Origin of the sequence: Massilia sp. DD77 (assembly GCF_036961685.1) — a bacterium.
GTDB lineage: Bacteria > Pseudomonadota > Gammaproteobacteria > Burkholderiales > Burkholderiaceae_D > Telluria.
In genome coordinates this window covers 25,210-44,035 of record NZ_JBAMDH010000033.1, presented here as the reverse complement: position 1 = coordinate 44,035, position 18,826 = coordinate 25,210, and the positions used below count along the sequence as shown (strand labels likewise).

At 63.6% G+C, this 18,826-nt stretch carries 16 protein-coding genes; 8 read left to right on the top strand and 8 right to left on the bottom strand.

Annotation, left to right across the window (positions count from 1 at the left end; all coding sequences use genetic code 11):
* Window positions 1-99 precede the first annotated feature (99 nt).
* Window positions 100-1,917: a DUF4214 domain-containing protein gene (locus V7778_RS19220; protein WP_335558195.1), complete on the top strand. Its 1,818-nt coding sequence runs from the start codon at window positions 100-102 to the stop codon at window positions 1,915-1,917.
* 604 nt (window positions 1,918-2,521) lie between these two features.
* Here V7778_RS19220 and secF read toward each other — a convergent pair.
* The 5 genes from secF to queA form a co-directional block, all read right to left on the bottom strand.
* Window positions 2,522-3,544 carry a protein translocase subunit SecF gene (gene secF, locus V7778_RS19215; RefSeq protein WP_335558193.1) on the bottom strand — a complete coding sequence of 341 codons (1,023 nt, stop codon included), beginning with the start codon at window positions 3,542-3,544 and terminating at the stop codon, window positions 2,522-2,524.
* Window positions 3,545-3,546: 2 nt separating this feature from the next.
* Entirely contained in the window at window positions 3,547-5,436 is a 1,890-nt protein-coding gene (secD, locus tag V7778_RS19210; protein ID WP_335558191.1) for a protein translocase subunit SecD, read from the bottom strand.
* A gap of 51 nt (window positions 5,437-5,487) precedes the next feature.
* Window positions 5,488-5,820: a preprotein translocase subunit YajC gene (gene yajC, locus V7778_RS19205; RefSeq protein ID WP_442920739.1), complete on the bottom strand. Its 333-nt coding sequence runs from the start codon at window positions 5,818-5,820 to the stop codon at window positions 5,488-5,490.
* A 331-nt stretch (window positions 5,821-6,151) separates the two neighbouring features.
* Window positions 6,152-7,291 carry a tRNA guanosine(34) transglycosylase Tgt gene (gene tgt, locus V7778_RS19200; protein WP_335558187.1) on the bottom strand — a complete coding sequence of 380 codons (1,140 nt, stop codon included), beginning with the start codon at window positions 7,289-7,291 and terminating at the stop codon, window positions 6,152-6,154.
* Between the two features lie 9 nt (window positions 7,292-7,300).
* Window positions 7,301-8,323: a tRNA preQ1(34) S-adenosylmethionine ribosyltransferase-isomerase QueA gene (queA, locus tag V7778_RS19195; protein WP_335558185.1), complete on the bottom strand. Its 1,023-nt coding sequence runs from the start codon at window positions 8,321-8,323 to the stop codon at window positions 7,301-7,303.
* A gap of 105 nt (window positions 8,324-8,428) precedes the next feature.
* Between queA and recG the strand changes: the two genes are divergently transcribed.
* The 7 genes from recG (at window position 8,429) to V7778_RS19160 (ending at window position 16,476) form a co-directional block, all read left to right on the top strand.
* Complete coding sequence (recG, locus tag V7778_RS19190) at window positions 8,429-10,489, top strand: ATP-dependent DNA helicase RecG (RefSeq protein ID WP_335558183.1); 2,061 nt, start codon at window positions 8,429-8,431, stop codon at window positions 10,487-10,489.
* A gap of 24 nt (window positions 10,490-10,513) precedes the next feature.
* Window positions 10,514-10,972 (top strand): GNAT family N-acetyltransferase, encoded by a 459-nt coding sequence (locus V7778_RS19185; RefSeq protein ID WP_335558181.1) that lies wholly within the window; start codon window positions 10,514-10,516, stop codon window positions 10,970-10,972.
* Between the two features lie 629 nt (window positions 10,973-11,601).
* Window positions 11,602-11,943 carry a hypothetical protein gene (locus tag V7778_RS19180; protein WP_335558180.1) on the top strand — a complete coding sequence of 114 codons (342 nt, stop codon included), beginning with the start codon at window positions 11,602-11,604 and terminating at the stop codon, window positions 11,941-11,943.
* 91 nt (window positions 11,944-12,034) lie between these two features.
* Window positions 12,035-12,544 (top strand): hypothetical protein, encoded by a 510-nt coding sequence (locus tag V7778_RS19175; RefSeq protein WP_335558178.1) that lies wholly within the window; start codon window positions 12,035-12,037, stop codon window positions 12,542-12,544.
* Window positions 12,545-12,565: 21 nt separating this feature from the next.
* Complete coding sequence (locus V7778_RS19170; RefSeq protein ID WP_335558176.1) at window positions 12,566-13,456, top strand: hypothetical protein; 891 nt, start codon at window positions 12,566-12,568, stop codon at window positions 13,454-13,456.
* The gene (locus V7778_RS19165) at window positions 13,456-15,189 is read left to right on the top strand and encodes a hypothetical protein (protein ID WP_335558174.1); all 1,734 of its coding nucleotides are present in this window, start codon (window positions 13,456-13,458) and stop codon (window positions 15,187-15,189) included. The genes V7778_RS19170 and V7778_RS19165 overlap by 1 nt, the downstream gene beginning before the upstream one ends.
* A 6-nt stretch (window positions 15,190-15,195) precedes the next feature.
* Entirely contained in the window at window positions 15,196-16,476 is a 1,281-nt protein-coding gene (locus tag V7778_RS19160) for an MFS transporter (protein WP_335558172.1), read from the top strand.
* Window positions 16,477-16,634: 158 nt separating this feature from the next.
* Here the strand turns inward: V7778_RS19160 and V7778_RS19155 are convergent, their stop codons facing one another.
* The 3 genes from V7778_RS19155 to V7778_RS19145 are packed head-to-tail and all read right to left on the bottom strand — an operon-like array spanning window position 16,635 to window position 18,813.
* Entirely contained in the window at window positions 16,635-17,003 is a 369-nt protein-coding gene (locus tag V7778_RS19155; protein ID WP_335558171.1) for a glyoxalase superfamily protein, read from the bottom strand.
* Between the two features lie 12 nt (window positions 17,004-17,015).
* The gene (locus V7778_RS19150) at window positions 17,016-18,008 is read right to left on the bottom strand and encodes a Gfo/Idh/MocA family protein (protein ID WP_335558169.1); all 993 of its coding nucleotides are present in this window, start codon (window positions 18,006-18,008) and stop codon (window positions 17,016-17,018) included.
* Window positions 18,001-18,813 (bottom strand): DUF3025 domain-containing protein, encoded by an 813-nt coding sequence (locus V7778_RS19145; protein ID WP_335558248.1) that lies wholly within the window; start codon window positions 18,811-18,813, stop codon window positions 18,001-18,003. The genes V7778_RS19150 and V7778_RS19145 overlap by 8 nt, the downstream gene beginning before the upstream one ends.
* Window positions 18,814-18,826: the final 13 nt, after the last annotated feature.

Sequence of the window (18,826 nt, the reverse complement as noted above, 5' to 3'; positions counted from 1 at the left end):
GAGCAACAAACATGCAGATTGATTGCGCTTTTTTGTTTCCGTATGGATATACTATTTCCACACATCAACATTAACGCGGACTTAGCCGCCGGAGTCTCCATGAGCACGCCAAGCACCCATGAATCCACCGTCAACTCCCTTTACCTCGCTTTCTACGGCCGTCCGGCCGATCCCGCAGGCATCAAATTCTGGGCGGAACAGCTGAGCAAGGCGGACGGGGACATCGACGCCATCAAGGCTTCGTTCGCCAATTCCGAAGAAGCGCGTGTACGCTTCGGCAACGATACCGCGGCCGACCGCATTACCGAAATTTACCAGCAACTCTTCAACCGCGACCCGGATGCCGATGGCCTGGATTTCTGGGTTAACGTCGTCAGCAAGGGCCATGCGTCGGTGGCCGATGTGGCCATTTCCGTACTCAAGGGTGCGCAAGGCAGCGACCAGGCCCTGACCTCGCTGCGCCAGAAAGCCGCCGACAGCTTCACTGCCGAAGTCGCGGCTGCGGGCAGCGGCTACGGGGGTATCGCCGCGGTCGAGGCGGCGCGCGTGCTGGTGCGCGCCGTCACCGCGGATGCCACCGCGAGCGATATCGATGCGCTGGTGGAAGCGAGCGCGCAGCTGGCGGACGTCGTCACCGACAATCCGGAAGTCATGGACGCCCTGGGCACCGGCGACGAACTGCTGGAGCTGTTCGACGGCGAAGAAGGCAGCGATCCGGTGGCCCTGGTGGAAACCCTGGCGGAAACCGCCCGCGGCGCCTCCGCCGATGCACACGCGCTCGCTTCGCTGATGAAAGGCGGCGGCATGTCCAACCTCCTCAAGGTACTGCCGGAAGGCATGACCTTGAAGGACGTGAAAGCGGCCATGGGCAAGGGCGGCCTGCCGGCCGCGCTCAAGAAAATGTTCCCGGATGGCGTTCCAGCCAACCCGGGCAAACCGGGCAAGCCAGGCAAGCCCGATGAGCCGACCGATCCGGACAGCGAAGACGGGGTGAGCCTCGGCTTCGACCTGGCCGATACCCCGAGCAAGCTGACCCTCACCGCCGAATCCGCCGTGACCGGCCTGGACAACGCCGATGGCCTGGCCCTGAAGGACTACGGCAGCGGCGCCGCACAAGCGACCGCGGTCGACTATACCGGCGCCGGCCTGGCGCTGGAAGGCACTACCTTGAGCTTCGACGGCGCGCTGGCCGCCGGCCTGTACCAGATGAGCTGGCTGGCGGATACCTTCAGCACCGCGGACGGCCACCTGGCGGCTGGTTCAGCGCTGTTTGCCGGCGGACAGGATGGCCTGTTCGTCCAGGAAGGCTTCAGCATCGCCAAGACCACCGCCGTCAGCGGCGACCTGGCGCGCGCCGCCACGGAACAGGTCAACGAAGCCTTCATCGGCGGCGCCACGGCGGCGAGCATCGCGACCGGCGGCGGACACGATGTGGTGGCCGACCACGGCGGCACCCTGAGCATCGTCATCGACCGCTTCGACAGCGGCGCGGCCGACCTGATCCTGGGCTTCGACAGCGGCGACGACAGCATCGAACTGACGGGCGCGGCTGCCACCGCCATCGACGCCAATGCGGATGGCCAGATCCAGTGGAGCGCCGCGGGCGAAGTCGGCGCAACGACCGAAGGCGTCTCCGTCACGGTCGACGCACAGGTCGTCATCGGGGGCACCGCAGTATCGGCAGCGATGCTGGAAGTCCTGAACGGCAAGCTCGATGTCAGCGCGCTGGCGCTGAACGCCGACTTGCTGATCCTGGCCAAGGGCGATACCGGCGCCGCCCTGTTCCAGTACGTGAACAAGGACGACGACGACCAGATCGATGCCGACGAGCTCACCCAGGTCGCCATGTTCGCCGATGGCGCGCCGGGGCAGGACGATATCGTCCTGGTCGGCACGCAGGCCGCACCGGCGCCCTGATCAGCCGGAACGCGGGCCTCGGCCCGCGCCGGACCGGAACATCCTGGCTTGAGCCCCTGCCCTGCAGCGGGCTCTTTTTTTCCCAAAAAAAAAATGCCCGCTCATGGGAGCGGGCAAAGTCCAAAACTAGGGATGTCCTGAAAGAGACAGGATCACTTTAGCGGCAAGGAGACGTTTGCTCCGTGCGATGCTTCACACTGCAAACGATTCTTCCACTGCTTGGCGCAAGCAAAAAAAAACCCGCTCCCCAAAGGGGAACGGGTGAAGTCCAAAACTAGGGATGTCCTGAAAGAGACAGCTTCAGTATAGGATCGCCTTCCCAATGCCTCCGTGCGGTGTTTCACACTGCGGGATCATTTTTCATCCTTCTCAATGTCCGTTCTTGTCCGTCTTGTGGCAGCGCAGCGATGCCGCGGTGGCTGGCGACGACAAAAAAAATGCCCGCTCTGGTAGAGCGGGCAAAGTCCAAAACTAGGGATGTCCTGAAAGAGACGGGTCCACTATAAGATTGCGCTAACAACGCTTCTGTTCGGTAACGCACCCAAGCGCAAAATAAAAATGCCGCCGCGGCGGGCCGGGGCGGCATTTCTAACGGGAAACTCGATTACACGACGGCGCCGTCGGTCTCGTCCTTTTCCTTGACCGGCTTGATCAGGTCTTCGCGCTTGACACCCAGCCACATGGCGATCGCCGCCGCCACGAACACCGACGAATAGATGCCGAAGCAGATGCCGATGGTTAGCGCGATGGCGAAGTAGTGCAGCGCGTGGCCGCCGAAGAACAGCATCGACAGCACCATCATCTGGGTCGAACCGTGGGTGATGATGGTACGCGAGATGGTGCTGGTGATCGCATGGTCGATCACCTGGGTCACCGACATCTTGCGCTGCTTCCGGAACATCTCGCGGATACGGTCGAAGATGACGACCGATTCGTTGACCGAGTAGCCCAGCACCGCCAGGATCGCCGCCAGCACCGTGAGCGAGAACTCCCACTGGAAGAAGGCGAAGAAGCCGAGGATGATGACCACGTCGTGCAGGTTCGCGAGGATGGCCGCGACCGCGAATTTCCATTCGAAGCGGATGGCGAGGTAGAGCACCACGCCGATCACCACCATCAGGAGCGCGTTCAGGCCGTTCTGGGCCAGTTCGTCGCCGACCTGCGGGCCGACGAATTCCACGCGCTGCAGGCTGACCAGTTCCTTGCCGCCCGCATCGACGCAGCTGGTGCGGCTGACCTGCTCGCCCTTGGCGCCGGTGGTCTGGAACTGCCTGGTCGTGCCCTGCTCGGACGCGCAGACGGCGTCGAAGACCTTGGCCGAGGTGCCGGCCGCCGGCGTGCCCTGCACGATCGGCAGGCGCAGCATGATGTCCTGCGCGGTGCCGAAGCTCTGCACTTCAGGCGCTTCGTAGCCGATGCCGCGCAGCGTGCCGCGGATCTTCTCCTGGTCCGCCGCATGCGGATAGCGCAGCTCCATCACGGTGCCGCCGGTGAACTCCACCGAGTAATGCAGGCCCTTGGTCACCAGGAAGAACACCGCCGCCAGGAAGGTCACCGCCGAGATCACGTTGAGGATCAGGGCGTGGCGCATGAACGGGATATCCCGTTTGATCTTGAAAAATTCCATCGTTATTCCTGATTAGCTTGTTGCTTGTTGGGCGAGGTCAGGCCTTCCGCCCACACCGTGCCGATCGACATCTTGGTCAGCTTCTTCTTGCGGCCGTACCAGGCGTTGACGAAACCGCGCGCCACGAACACCGCCGAGAACATCGAGGTCAGGATGCCCAGGCAGTGCACCACGGCGAAGCCGCGCACCGCGCCCGAACCGAACACCAGCAGCGCCAGGCCGACGATCAGGGTGGTGACGTTGGAGTCGAAGATGGTGTCCCAGGCATGCTTGAAGCCGGCCGAAATCGCCGCTTGCGGCGGCTGGCCCGCGCGCAGTTCTTCGCGGATACGCTCGTTGATCAGCACGTTGGCGTCGATCGCCATGCCCAGCGCCAGCGCGATCGCGGCGATGCCGGGGAGCGTGAGGGTGATCTGCATCATCGACAGGATCGCCAGCAGGAACAGCACGTTGGCCGCCAGCGCCAGCGCGCTGAAGAAGCCCACCAGGTGGTAGTAGGCGATCATGAAGATCGCGATCGCCACGAAGCCCCACACGGTCGAGTGCAGGCCGCGCTCGATGTTCTCGGCGCCCAGCTGCGGGCCGATCACGCGTTCTTCGATGAATTCCATCGGGGCCGACAGGGCGCCCGAGCGCAGCAGCAGCGCCAGTTCGTTGGCGTCTTCCGAGGTACCCATGTTGGTGATCTGGAAGGTCGAACCCAGTTCGCTCTGGATGGTCGGGGCCGACAGCACGCTGTACTTGCCCTTTTCCTTCAGCAGGATGGCCATGCGCTTGCCGACGTTGTCGCGGGTCGCCTGGCGGATGATGCGGCCGCCGTCGCCGTTCAGGTCGAGCGACACGGCCGGCTGCTGGTTCTGGTCGAAGCTGGCGACCGCGCTGGAGATGTAGTCGCCGGTCAGGATGATGTCCTTCGACACCACGATCGGGGCGCCGCGGCCTTCGGTGAACAGTTCCGAGTTCAGCGGAATGGCGGCCGACAGTTCGGTGCCCGGGGTCACGCTGCTGTCCACCATGCGCAGTTCGAGGGTGGCGGTGCGGCCGATGATGTCCTTGGCGCGCGCCACGTCCTGCACGCCCGGCAGCTGGACCACGATGCGGTCCGCGCCCTGCTGCTGGATGATCGGTTCGGTCGTGCCCAGTTCGTTGATACGCTTGGACAGGGTGACGATGTTCTGCTTCACGCCCTCTTCCACGGTGCGCTTGAGCGCTTCCGGCTTGAGGGTGACCACGAGCTTGAGGTCGGCGCCGTCGGCGGCGTCGGCCAGCGCCAGGTCGGTCTGGGGCGCCAGGACATCGCGCGCGGCGGTGCGGGTCTCGGCATCGCGGAAGCGCACTTCGATGTTGTTGCCGACGCGCTCGATACCGGCGTGGCGCACGTTCTTGTCGCGCAGCTGGTTGCGCACGGCGGCCTGGATGCCCTTGACCTTGGCATCGAGCACGGCGCGGGTATCGACCTGCAGCAGGAAGTGGACGCCGCCGCGCAGGTCCAGGCCCAGGTTCATGGGCAGCGCGTTGATCTTCTGCATCCACACCGGGGTGTTCTTCACCAGGTTGACGGTGACGATGTAATCGGGGTTGGCCGGGTCGCGGTTCAGGTCGCGCTCGAGGGCGAGCTTGGCCTTGAACTGTTCGTCGGTGCCGGCGAAGCGGGCGCGCACCGAGGTGCTGTGGCCGCTGCCTTCGAGGCTGGTGGCGGTGGTGGGAATGCCGGCGCGCTTGAGCGCATCCTCGACCAGGCTAGTGGTGGCGCTGGTGACGTTGATGGTCGACCGGCCCGACGTCACCTGCAACGCCGGCGATTCGCCGAAGTAGTTAGGCGCCGTGTACAGCGCGCCCAGCAGCAGCGCGATGGCGATCAATAAGTATTTCCAGACGGGATAGCGGTTCATAGTGTTCCGGCATTCATGTTGCGCAGTGCGGCGCGTGGCCGCACGGCTGGCTTACAGGGCTTTCAGGGTGCCTTTCGGCAGCAGGGTGGTCACCGCGTTCTTCTGGACCACGATCTCGGTGCCGGCTGCCACTTCGATCGTCACGTAGGCGTCGGCCACTTTGACGACGCGGCCCACGATGCCGCCCGCGGTCACGACTTCATCGCCCTTGGTGAGCGCGTCCATCATCGCCTTGAGTTCGCGCTGGCGCTTCTGCTGAGGGCGAATCATGAGGAAATACATGACCACGAACATCAGGATCAGCGGCAGGAAGGTAGTCAGGCTGCCCATGATGCCAGGGTCGGCGGCAGTGGCAGTTTGCGCGTACGCGTTGGAAATGAACACAAGAACTCCGATTGTGAAGTTAAAAAAATAAGCGGTGTATTCTAGCACCGGCTTACTGGCGCGGGCCAATCTGGAGGTAAGTAGGACTTGCAATTAAGAATTACAAGTATTGACGGAAGAATAATGATGAGGTGGTGTAAAGACGCGCAGACAGATGGGGATAATAAATTGTTAACCTAAAAACCGTCATCCCCGCGAAGGCGGGGACCCAAGTTTGCTCGCCGACCGCCTGCGTTTGACGCGGGTGGGTGAGCGAAGGACTTGGATCCCCGCCTGCGCGGGGATGACGGTATCAAGTGCGGGGTGACCAGAGGCGATGAGGTCTGCGGGCTTACACCCCACGCGCGCGATCAGCCGCGAAGCTGAGACGGAACGCATGGAAGCTATCCCCGTCGATCGCATCGCGCATCTCCTGCATGATCTTCAGGTAGAAGTGCAGGTTGTGGATCGTATTCAACCGCGCCCCCAGGATCTCGTTCGAGCGGTGCAGGTGGTGCAGGTAGGCGCGCGAGAAGTTCTTGCAGCAATAGCAGTCGCAGCTCTCGTCCAGCGGCGCCTGGTCGTCCTTGTAGCGTGCGTTCTTGATCTTGACGTCGCCGAAGCGGGTGAACAGCCAGCCGTTGCGCGCGTTCCGGGTCGGCATCACGCAGTCGAACATGTCGACGCCGTTGGCCACGCCTTCGACCAGGTCTTCCGGCGTACCGACGCCCATCAGGTAGTGCGGCTTGTTCTCCGGCAGGCGCGGGCCGACGTGGGCCAGGATGCGCTTCATGTCTTCCTTCGGCTCGCCCACCGACAGGCCGCCGATCGCCAGGCCGGGGAAGTCGATGTCTTCCAGCCCCGCGAGCGACTCGTCGCGCAGGTGCTCGTACATGCCGCCCTGGACGATGCCGAACAACGCGTTCGGGTTCTCGCCGCTCTTGAATTCGTTCATCGAGCGCTGGGCCCAGCGCAGCGACATGCGCATCGACTTGGCCGCTTCCTCCGCGGTAGCCGGGCGGCCGTCGATCTCGTAGGGCGTGCACTCGTCGAACTGCATCACGATGTCCGAGTTCAGTGCGCGCTGGATCTGCATCGAGATTTCCGGCGACAGGAACTGGCGCGAGCCGTCGATCGGCGAGGCGAACTTCACGCCCTCTTCCGTGATCTTGCGCATCGCGCCCAGCGAAAACACCTGGAAGCCGCCCGAATCGGTCAGGATCGGCTTGTCCCAGTTCATGAACTTGTGCAGGCCGCCGAACTTGTTCATCACGTCCACGCCCGGGCGCAGCCACAGGTGGAAGGTGTTCCCCAGGATGATCTGCGAGCCCACTTCCTTCAACTCGATCGGCGACATCGCCTTGACCGAACCGTAGGTCCCGACCGGCATGAAGATCGGGGTCTCGATGGTGCCGTGGTTGAGCTTCAGGCGGCCGCGGCGCGCGTGCGACAGGCCGCTGGTGTCTTTCTTCAGGAGCGTAAATTCAAGCATCGGATTTCTTTAGCGTGATTGCGTCGTCAGCAGCATGGCGTCGCCATAGCTGAAGAAGCGGTATTCGTTGGCGATCGCGTGCGCGTAGGCCTTGCGGATCTCGGCGTAACCGGCGAAGGCCGACACCAGCATCAGCAGGGTCGACTTCGGCAGGTGGAAGTTGGTGATCAGGCGGGTCACGGTCTTGAAGGTGTAGCCCGGCGTGATGAAGAGCGAGGTGTCGCCGCTGCCCGCTTCCAGCTGGCCGGACTGCGAGGCCGATTCCAGGGCCCGCAGCGAGGTCGTGCCCACCGCCACCACGTCGCGGCCGGCCGCCCTGGCGGCGCGCACCGCGTCCACGGTCTCCTGCGGAATCGTGTACCACTCGGTGTGCATCTTGTGCTCCTGCAGGTTCTCGACCCGCACCGGCTGGAAGGTGCCGGCGCCCACGTGCAGGGTGACGTAGGCGGTCCGCACGCCCTTGGCCGCCAGGCGGTCCAGCAGTGGCTGGTCGAAGTGCAGGCCGGCGGTGGGCGCGGCGACGGCGCCCGGCTCTTTCGAATACACGGTCTGGTAGCGCTGCTCGTCGAATTCGTCGGCGCTGTGCTCGATATAGGGCGGCAGCGGCAGGCGGCCGTGGGCCTCGATCAGGTCGAACACGTCGCCCTCGAAATGGAGGGTGAAGAACTCGCCGGCGCGCTCGCCGGTCGTCACGTCGAAGGCGTCGGCCAGGCGGATGCGGTTGCCGGGCTTGGGCGACTTGGAGGCGCGCACCTGGGCCAGCACGGTGCGGTTGTCGAGCACGCGCTCGACCAGCACCTCGACCTGGCCGCCGGTTTCCTTGACGCCGAAGAAGCGCGCCTTGAGCACGCGCGTGTTGTTCATCACCAGCAGGTCGCCCGGCTGGAGCTGGTCGAGGATGTCGGAAAAATGGCGGTCCGTGATCTGGTCGCCGTCAAGCTGCAGCAGGCGCGAGGCGCTGCGGTCCGGCAGGGGCAATTGGGCGATCCGCTCGGGCGGCAGGTCGAAGTCGAAGTCGGAAAGCGAGTACATTGTGTGCAATTCTGGGAAAATGGGCGCTGCCAGCTTTACAATATAGGCTCCAGCGCGTGCGGCGAACCCTCTATTTTACGCCAGCAAACGCCACATTGCCGCAATATGCCCGCTTCCAAAACCACATCCGCGCCCAAAACCCTCGAAAGCAAGCTAGCCCGGCTGGGGCTGCGCACCGACATGGATCTGGTGCTGCACCTGCCGATGCGCTATGAGGACGAGACGAAAATCGTCACGATCCGCGAAGCCTGCATGCGCGGCCTGCAAACCTGGCAGGTCGAAGGCCTTGTGGTCAACAATGAAATCAGCTACAAGCCGCGCCGCCAGCTGCTGGTGACGATCCAGGACGATTCGGGCGACCTGCTGCTGCGCTTCATGAATTTCTACGGCAGCCAGGTCAAGCAATTGGCCGAGGGGGTGCGGGTACGCGCGCGCGGCGAACTCAAACACGGCTTCTTCGGGGCCGAGATGGTCCATCCCACGTATAAGGTGGTGAACGAGGGCGCGCCCCTGCCTACTTCGCTGACGCCGGTGTATCCGTCGGGCGAAGCCCTGTCCCAGACCATCCTGCGGCGCGCCATCGCCGACGCCATGCGCCGCATCGACTGGCACGATACCGTGCCGGAAGCGATCCGCGCGCGCCTGCGCCTGATGGATTTCGCGCCGGCGGTGAAGCTGCTGCACTATCCGCCCAAGGACGCCGACGAACACGCCCTGATCGAACGCTCGCATCCGGCCTGGGAACGCATGAAGTTCGACGAGCTGCTGGCCCAGCAGCTGTCGCTGAAGCGCGCGCAGCAGGCGCGGCGCGAAAAAGGCGCGCCCCATCTGCGCGCTGTCGGCGCCTTGTCCGAGGCCTTCCTGCAAGCTCTGCCCTTCCAGCTCACCAACGCCCAGCAGCGCGTGGTGAAGGAAATCCGCGCCGACCTGCGCGAAGGCTATCCGATGCAGCGCCTGCTGCAGGGCGACGTCGGCAGCGGCAAGACCGTGGTGTCGGCGCTGGCCGCCGCGCAGGCCATCGACAGCGGCTACCAGGCCGCCCTGATGGCGCCGACCGAGATCCTGGCCGAACAGCACTTCCGCAAGATCGCCTCGTGGATGGAGCCGCTCGGCGTCAAGGTCGCCTGGCTGACCGGCAGCCTCAAAAAGAAGGAAAAGACCGCCGCCAACGAATTGATCGAGTCGGGCGAGGCGCGCCTGGTGATCGGCACCCATGCCCTGATCCAGGACACGGTGCAGTTCGCGAAGCTGGGCCTGGTGATCGTCGACGAACAGCACCGCTTCGGCGTCGGCCAGCGCCTCACCCTGCGCAACAAGGGCAGCGACGGCCTGGTGCCGCACCAGCTCATGATGTCGGCCACGCCGATCCCGCGCACCCTGGCGATGACCTATTACGCCGACCTGGAAGTGTCGGTGATCGACGAGCTGCCGCCGGGCCGCAGCCCGATCGTCACGCGCGCCATCGACCAGAACCGGCGCGACGAAGTGATCGAACGGGTGCACGCGGCGGCCCTGGAAGGCCGGCAGGTGTACTGGGTCTGTCCGCTGATCGAGGAATCCGAGGCGCTGCAGCTGCAGACCGCGACCGAGACCTACGAAACCCTGGCCGAGGCGCTGCCGGACCTGCAGGTGGGCCTGGTGCACGGGCGCATGAAGCCGCTGGAAAAGCAGACGGTGATGGACGCCTTCTCGGCCGGCGAGGTGCACGTGCTGGTGGCGACCACCGTGATCGAGGTGGGCGTGGACGTGCCGAACGCCTCGCTGATGGTCATCGAACACGCGGAGCGCTTCGGCCTGTCGCAGCTGCACCAGCTGCGCGGTCGCGTGGGGAGGGGTTCGGCGGCCTCGGTCTGCCTGCTGCTGTACCAAAGCCCGCTGGGCCAGGTGGCCAAGCAGCGCCTGATGACGATGCGCGAGACCACCGACGGCTTCGAGATCGCGCGGCGCGACCTGGAGATCCGCGGGCCGGGCGAATTCCTGGGCGCGCGCCAGTCGGGACAGGCCATGCTGCGCTTCGCCGACCTGGAGACCGACCAATGGCTGGTGGAGCGGGCGCGCGATGTAGCCCAGCACCTGCTGCAGCACGAGACGCCGGAGAACATGGCGATCGTGGATGCCCACCTGACGCGCTGGCTGGGCGGACGCGAGGAATTCCTGAAAGCCTGACCACCATTCATGAAAGAAGAAGACATGACGACACCCTTCACCGTGCGCCAGGCCGTGCTTGCCGACCTCGACCTGCTGGCCCCGATGCTGGACCAGTACCGGCAGTTCTACGGGCGTCCCAGCGATCTGACGGCGGTACGGGCCTTCCTGCTCGAGCGCTTCAATCACGGCGAATCGGTGCTGTTCATTGCCCAGGACGGCGAGTCGGTGCTCGGGTTCACCCAGATGTACCCGAGCTTCTCTTCGGTTTCCTTGAAGCGCGCGTTTGTCTTCAACGACCTGTTCGTGGCCGAGGCCGGGCGCCGGCGCGGTGTGGGCAAGGCGCTGATCGCCGCTTCCGCATCGTATGCGAAAGCTTGCGGCGCAAAGCTCCTCAGCCTGTCGACGGCCAAGACCAATGAAAGCGCACAGGCGCTGTACCGGTCGACTGGCTGGGAGCGTGAAGACACCTACGTCGAGTACAACCTGATGCTGAACGGCTAGGCGCTGCTACCCGCTTGCTGCCAACCGGCGCACGCGACTTGCAGGTAACGCGGTGGACCTGCCTCGCAACGGCGCTGCATCGACCGCACAATCCGGATGCAACGCCGGTAAAACGGAAGGGCTGCACGCACGCCGTGCATGCATTCCATCAGGCTTCGACGCCGAAAATCATCAGTACCGGCGATGGAGTTTTCCTTCACTGCACTCCCGCCACCCTCCATCCTCAACTTATTCGACCCGGCCGAAAGCCGCTTCTATGGGAAATGGGTAAGCCCACCCTCTTTTCGGCGAAAATCCCACTCAGTCAGAATAAAATACACCCCTTCCGCATACTTTATTCCAAATACTACATAAATTGGTTATTCTGCACGCGCTGAAATCAGCGCAGGCTTTTATCGGCAGTCGCAAATACCGACCGGCGAATTCTGGCAAGAAAGATCCGGCACGGCCTGATTCCCAGCCGAACGAGCCGGGCGACGCCGATTGAACCTGGCCGAATCCCGGACTTATCCATTACATTAACCAGCATGAATGGATGGCCATCAGGTTCTAACCACGGTCGATTGCGAACAGGTCGCAATTACCGACTAGAAGCGTTGGGGCGCTTTCCCCGTATTTGGAGATATGTAATGCAATTGTCGCAATCGTTTGAACAGCCGGTCATCGGCACCCTGATTCAACAACCAGCCGAACGCCGCTCCATCCGCGTTCTGAGCGATGTCGAAATGGACGAAGTCGCCGGCGCCGTTGGCGTTCCGGGCGCCGTCGCAGGCGCGGTGTATGGCGCCGTTTCCTATGGGATCGGCGCAGCCTTCTCGGGCAGCGGCTCCCTGGGCGGCTTCGCGACCGCCGTCGCTGGCGGCGCACTGGTTGGCGCCACCGGCGGCGCCCTGTCGGCTGGTGCTGCAATCTGGGGCTTCAACGCTACCGTCGCAGCGAGCACCGCAAACGGCGTCGCTTCGAACTGGTAAAACAATCGTCATTGATACGGTGATTGGCGATCACCGGATTAATGCATTCGGGGCTCTGCTATACTGCAGAGTCCCACTAAATGGATTCGGCATGTTTGACTTTCTCCTGGCTGGCACAGTTTTAGTTGCAGCGATTGGTTTCGTAGGCGTCCTTAATGGCGCCCGCAATACCAGAATATTAACAGCCGGCCATGAAATAGATATTCAAGCCGGGTTTGGCGAGTTTCACAAATTCATGACGATATTCTGCTACCTCGTCGTCTGCGGCATTCCTCTCGCCTTATTCAATATTCTCAAAGACGGCGATCCCGTTACCGACATGATGGCGATGACGGGAATCTATCTTTTGTTGCTTTACTTCATACTCAGCATTTTCAACCGCAAGGTCATCCTCACCGCCCGCGGCGCAATAGAGATTGATTTATTCGGCAATGGCCGAGCGATCGGCAATGAAGATCTCGCGGGTGCGCGCCTGCAAAAGAAGACCCTTCCCATCCGTGCCGCGCGGTTCACCACCAGGCACAGCCATATCACTGTCGATGAACAAATGATCAACTATCACCAGGTCGTCGCTGAATTACGCAACCGCGCTTCGCGGTAACCCTCACCAGGTTTCCCGGTTATGTCCTTCCCACTCGAGGCGCTAGGCAACTACATCCAGAAGCCATTCGCCCTGTCCCTGAACATCCTCGATCCGGCCTTGCCTAGGCCCGATCTGCACGCTTTTTACGACCCTCTGGGCTATTGCGTCGGCCTTGTCGTTCTGTCTCCGAAGCACATGACTCCCGACGGTGAGCGCGTGATCATTCTCGATCTCCGCATCGAGGCGCACGTTCCATTGAAGAAGTTCTTGTCTTTCCTGGCTTCGCATCTTCTTGCCGACGTATCTGTGCTGCTCTACCAGCGACGGAAAGCGGACCGTATCATCACCAAGCAAATCTCGGCCGGGCCCCGTACCCGCCGCTGGACCGCGCCTTGCGACGACAGCTTTTCCGTCGAACTGGATCCCGCGCGCGTTCCCTTCCACCGCCGTGCCGGCATCAAGGAAGAGCAGCGTGAGGCACGCGAATTCGGAATGCTGTACATGGCCCTCCTCGCAGGACAAGTCCACGCAGCCTCGGCGCCGGAGCTGCTTGCACGTATTCGTACTTGGGTGCTACTACAGCAATACAAGATCTTCGATTCGCCTTCCGGGGCCTCGGCAGGCGTGATTACCTGGGCATGGCTAGACCGCGAGGTCCTTGACGGAGCGCCGCCCCTGATCGAGCTGCATCCCAGCCGCTGGACTGACGGCGCCTCGCTGTGCATCTGCGACACCGTCCTGACGAACGAAACGCTGGCGGCGGCACAGGAGTTCATTCGAAGCGAGCTGTTCCCGGAAGAACAGGAACTCTGGGTTTATCCCCGCCATCGGCAACGCGCATTCCATGAATGCATCAAGATGGACCGCGACGCGGCAGCCGCTTGGCTAGCCGGACAGATTCAGGCAGACCAGCGGGAAAGCGCTCACTAATGCAATTCCAGTTTTTGACATCCTCGCATGCCGATGCATTGTGGGGAACCGGCAGCGGTAATCCCCTGGTTCCGATGGCGCCGATACGGCAAGCTCGCCTGCTTTGGCTGAACGCGCGCGCGGCGCCGCTCGACCCCGCATGGCAGGCCGTGAACGGCAATCTCGAGGCTTATGGTGAGCATATCCTCGCCACATGCGCGAAGCTGATCGTGGCGTCCGACAAGGATGCCTGCCGCTCCGGGGCCGACCAGGGCTACGCCGACCGCTATGGCGGCGCCGGTATCGGGCGGAACGGCGGCAGCGGGCGCGCGGCCGTCCTCGACGGCTACCACATCAAGGGGGTCGGCCGTACGCCACTGGTGAGTGAGCACACGAGCCCGGAACATGCATCCGGCGGCGCCTACCTTGAAGAATGCATTCGCGAAGTGATCCATTCGGAGATCGTCGCGACCGAATTCCCTTTCGGCGCCGTGCCGGTCCTGGCGGTGATCGATACCGGTCTTGTACAAACCTGGGCGACCGGAGGTGCGCCCAAGCGCGAGCGGCGCTGCCTGCTGGTCAGGCCCGCTTTCGTGCGTCCCGCGCATCTGGAGCGTGCGGCCGGCTATCTCGGCAGCGATCCGCGCGCAGGCTCACAGGATGCATGCCGGGTGCGTCATGCATTCGGCTGGATGCGCCAGGCCGGCGACCGGTACGCAATGGCAGATACGCTGACCCGGTTTGCTTGCCGCTGGGCTGCCCAACTCGCCTACGGTTTCGTGCATCGGCTGAGCCATGGAGGGCATAGTACGTCGAACATCTGCCTGGATGGCGGGTTGGTGGATTTCGGCGCCAGCACGGCGCTTCCATCCTGGGCCAAGACCAGGGTCATCCCTGGAGGGCAAGTCTTCGGCCATGAGTTCGCTGCGCTGACCCAGGCATTGACGCCCGCAACGTACTACTGGGCCCGCTTTGGCGATACCAGAATCTCGACACCACAATTCCAGCAAAACTTGCTGAGCCAAGCTGCACAGGAATATAACCAGACCATCCTGGTCGAAGTCTTGCGCGTACTCGGCCTGGCGCGCCAGCACATCCCGGCACTGCTTGGCTCTTCCGCTTTCCCTGAGATCGCGCGCGAAATAGGCGTGTTGATTCGTTATTTCCAGCAAGATCGCCTTGATATCCTTGAATCCACGCCGTCCCCGGCGCGTCCATGGGATCTGGCGCGGTTCTGGAGCGACAGCCCGCCACCGTACGCACGAGGCTTGCGGAAACTGCTGGACGAGTGGGCCGGACAAGGGCTTTGCCGTGATGCAATCCATGTTGCGAGGCGGCGCTGCCGGCTTCTGCAGTCCACCCGACACAGCCTGTTTCGCGAGGAAAGCAAGCGTGCGATTTTCGACGTGCTGGAAGGCGAACTGGCCGCCCCACCGACCAGGGAAAGCGTTACCGCCTTCGTCCAGCATCAGGTCGCAGTCGCCCGGCGCGACAGTGTCCATGAATTCGGCGACGCCGTTCCGACAGGATTCGCCATCGCGGATCACGCGCACTACGCCTTGTTTACCGGCATCGATGATGGATCGATGTTTGCCGTCGTGGCCGACCGCTCTCGTCAAGCCGGCACGGTCGTGGAACGTATTCCGGCCCGGGCTTGCGGACCGGACGAAGTATGGCTTGGCGACAGTTCCTCCCCCGTCATCGCCGCCTTTCACAATGGGAGCGCGACAGCCGAGGAAAGCCTGCGGTCCTGAACAAGCATGATGAAGACATACGCTGGATCAGCTTCGCTGACACTCCTGGCGGCTACCCTGCCCGCCACCGCCTTCGGGTTTGCGCTGTGCGTACAGATTTCGGCGCTCAGCTGGATACTCAGCACCAAGTACCAACTGAGCCTGCACGAGATCGGCCTCGTCTGGGCTGCGGGACCGGTGGCGGGAATCATCGGACAAATGGCGGTCGGGTCGATCAGCGACCGGACCTGGTTCGCCGGCGGGAGAAGACGGCCATTCATCCTGATGAGCGCCCTTTTGTCCGCCTCGTGCCTGTTTCTCCTGCCGCGCCTGGATCTCGTGGCCGACGTTCTCGGCATCGCGGACATCCTGCTCATCGCAGCAACGATTGCGCTGGTACTCGATCTAGGTATCAACCTTGGATTGAATCCGGCGCGGTCGCTCATTGCGGACGTCACCCGCCAAGGCCATGCGCGCGCGCGCGGCTTCATGTATATGCAGGCCATGTCGGGATGCTGGGGTGTCATTGCGTACCTGATTGGCGCATTGGCCGGCAATGATGTCCTCATCAATATTGGCGTGGCCATCCTGCTGCTCTTCACCTTCCTTCCCTGCCTGCTCATCAAGGAGCCACGCGCATTGCAGGCAAGCACGCCACACCTGCGGGAGATGCCTGTCGCAGCCCATCCCCAACTGGGGCGCATCTGGATCGCGCATGGTTTCTCCTGGCTCGCAGTGCAATCGATGTTCGTCTACACGATCGCGTTCGTGCAGCAGCACATCGTCGCCGCGCGCCCCGGTGAAGCCAATCATGCGCTCGACGCAGGACAGGTCCTCGCCATTGCCTTTGCCATCATGAACTGTGTCGGCTTCCTCGTCCCGGCGCTCGCCCTTCCGGGAATAAGCAAACGCCTGGGCCAGGTAAAAAGCCACGCGGTCTCCCTGGCGATGATGGCGCTCGCCTATTTTGGCATCGCACAGTTCGCCCGCAGTCCCGCGATGCTTTATGTGCTGATGGTCTTCGTCGGGATCGGTTGGGGCGCCATCGTCAGCCTGCCGTTCGCCATCATGAGCGAGCGCGTCGGCTCCGCGCGGACCGGCTACTTCATGGGGCTGTTCAACCTGTCGGTCGTGATCCCTCAGCTGCTCGTTACCCAGTTCGGCCGTCTCCTCGATACCGCCCCGGACAAGAGCCTGCTTTTCTCAGCCTGTGGGGCCACACTGAGCATCTCGGCATTGCTGTGGACAGGCGTGCGTGAACAGCTCACCATGACGAATCCGGAGCAGCAGGCCGCCGTTCCAGGATGAGGCCAGCCTGCGTTCAGCGGTGTGCTCAGCCCCGTAGGTCAGCCTGATGCCTCAGCCCGATCTGGCGCCGGACCTCGTCCATCACGCCCATCAGCGCCAGCGTTTCTTCCATCTTCATCGCCGGGCTCTCGATCACAATACAGCCTGGTGCTGCAGGACTAGGTGCTGATCGCGCTGGTGAAGGTCAGCCGGTTCCCGAACGGATCCTTGACCGACATGTCGCGCGAGCCCCACGGCATGTCCTCGATCTGCGGCCGCGCATAGCCGTAGCGCTTGCCCGCCAGCTCCGCATGCAGGGCGTCGATGTCGCTGGTTTCGATCCGCATCGCCGCGCCCGGGCAGCAGTCGCCATGGTGTTCGCTCAGGTGCAGCACGAAGCCGCCGCGCGATACCTGCAAATAGAGCGGCAGGTCCGGTTCGAAGCGATGCTCCCAGTCGACCTGGAAGCCGAGGAAATCGACATAGAACTCGCGCGCCTTGCGCTCGTCGAAGATGCGCAGGATGGGGGTGGCCTTCGTCAGCTGCATGCCTGCTCTCCTTTAGCGTGGGTGGTCGGCCTTGTAGCTCAGCCCGATCTGGCGCCGGATTTCGTCCATCACGCCCATCAGCGCCAGCGTTTCTTCCATCTTCATGGATGGGCTTTCGATCAGCCCTTCACGCCAGCAGCGCTGGGCCTCGATGACCTCGTGCACATAGCCGTTGCCCAGGTAAGGCGTGGCGATCGTGCGCGCGCTGCCGTCGTCCAGGGTGACGGTCACCGAGGTCGCGCGGTGGAACATGGTGTTCATGCGCACGCTGCCTTTTTCGCCCGACACGGTCAGTTCGCAGGGCGTGCGCGCCTGGAAGGAGCAGCTGCACACCGACATGCCGCCGCCCGCGTGCTTGAGCGTGAAGCCGGTCTGCACATCCACGCCGGTCGGTCCCATCTCGGCCTGCGCCCTGATCTCGGCCACAGGGCCGAGCAGCGCGGCCGCGACCGAGAGCGGATAGATGCCCAGGTCGAGCAGCGCGCCGCCGCCCAGCTCGGGATTGAAGACGCGGTGTTCCGGGCCGAAGCCGGCGGTGAAACCGAAATCGGCCACTACCTGGCTGACCTTGCCGAGCTCGCCCGACTCGACGATGCGCCTGGTCTCGATGAAGGCCGGCAGATAGCGCGTCCACATCGCTTCCATCATGAACAGGCGCTTCGAGCGCGCCAGCGTGATCATCTGCTCGGCTTCGCGCAGGTTCATGGCGAAGGGCTTTTCGCACAGTACACCCTTGCCGGCGCGTAGCGCCATCAGGGCATTCTCGGCATGCTGTGGATGCGGGGTGCCGATGTAGACCAGATCGATGCCGTCCGCCGCGGCCAGTTCCTCGTAGGAGCCGAATGCGGCAGCGGCGCCGAATTCCCCGGCGAAGGCCTCGGCCTTGTTCAGGCTGCGCGAGGCGACAGCGGCCAGCGCGGCGTCCGGCACGTCCTTCAATGCATTGGCAAAGGCCTTGGCAATCTTGCCTGTTCCAAGAATTCCCCAGCGTACTGCGTCAGCCATTGCCTGCTCCTTGTCGATCCGGCCGCTTGGCACGGAATACGGTTGTATCCAGATAAAAATCGGCGTCCTGGCCCGGCCACCAGCCCGGCACGCCCAGCGCCTGCAAGGGCGTGAAGGCGGCAGTGCTCAAGCCTTCGCGGGCCAGCTGGAACGCCACATGTTCGTCCAGCCAGCCGCGCCGCGCGTCGTGATCAAGCGCGAAGAAGGCATCCCCGGCGAACACCACGCGCACGTGGGCCGTGATGGCCTTGCGCGGCGCCACCAGCTTTTCCATCAGCGCGTGGCCGAACAGCCAGACCTGGACGTCGCGCCCGAACAGGCTGCGCTTGTGGAACAGCGCGTCCAGCCAGCGGTGGCCGCGCAGGTCATCCACCAGTGCACGTCCTTCCTCGCTGTCGCGCACCACCAGCAGGGCGGCGTTCTCGTCGAAGATGGTGGCGGCGTCGCGCGCGGGACCGCGCGACTTGCCGACGCCGGCTTGCGCGATCTGGGCCGCCTGCAGGGCGTTCAGCTCACGCTTGATACGCGGGAAGGTCTGCCATACCAGCCCGTTGAAAAAATCGTGCAGGTTGTCGCGCGTGGGCACCTGGCCGGTGGCGCCGATGAAGTCCTCGTAGGCGCGGCCCTCGGGGAGCGCGGCCTGGGGCACGAAGCGCAGCGGCAGGCCGGCGTGGTTGCGCAGGTCCAATGCCTGCGCATTGCGGTTGAAGGCGTCGACAAACGCGTCGCCTTCCAGCGCCAGCCGTTCGAAGGCCGGGCGCACCGCGTCGTACCACGGACGCGCCCAGTCGATCTGTGCCAGCATCGGCATAGACAGC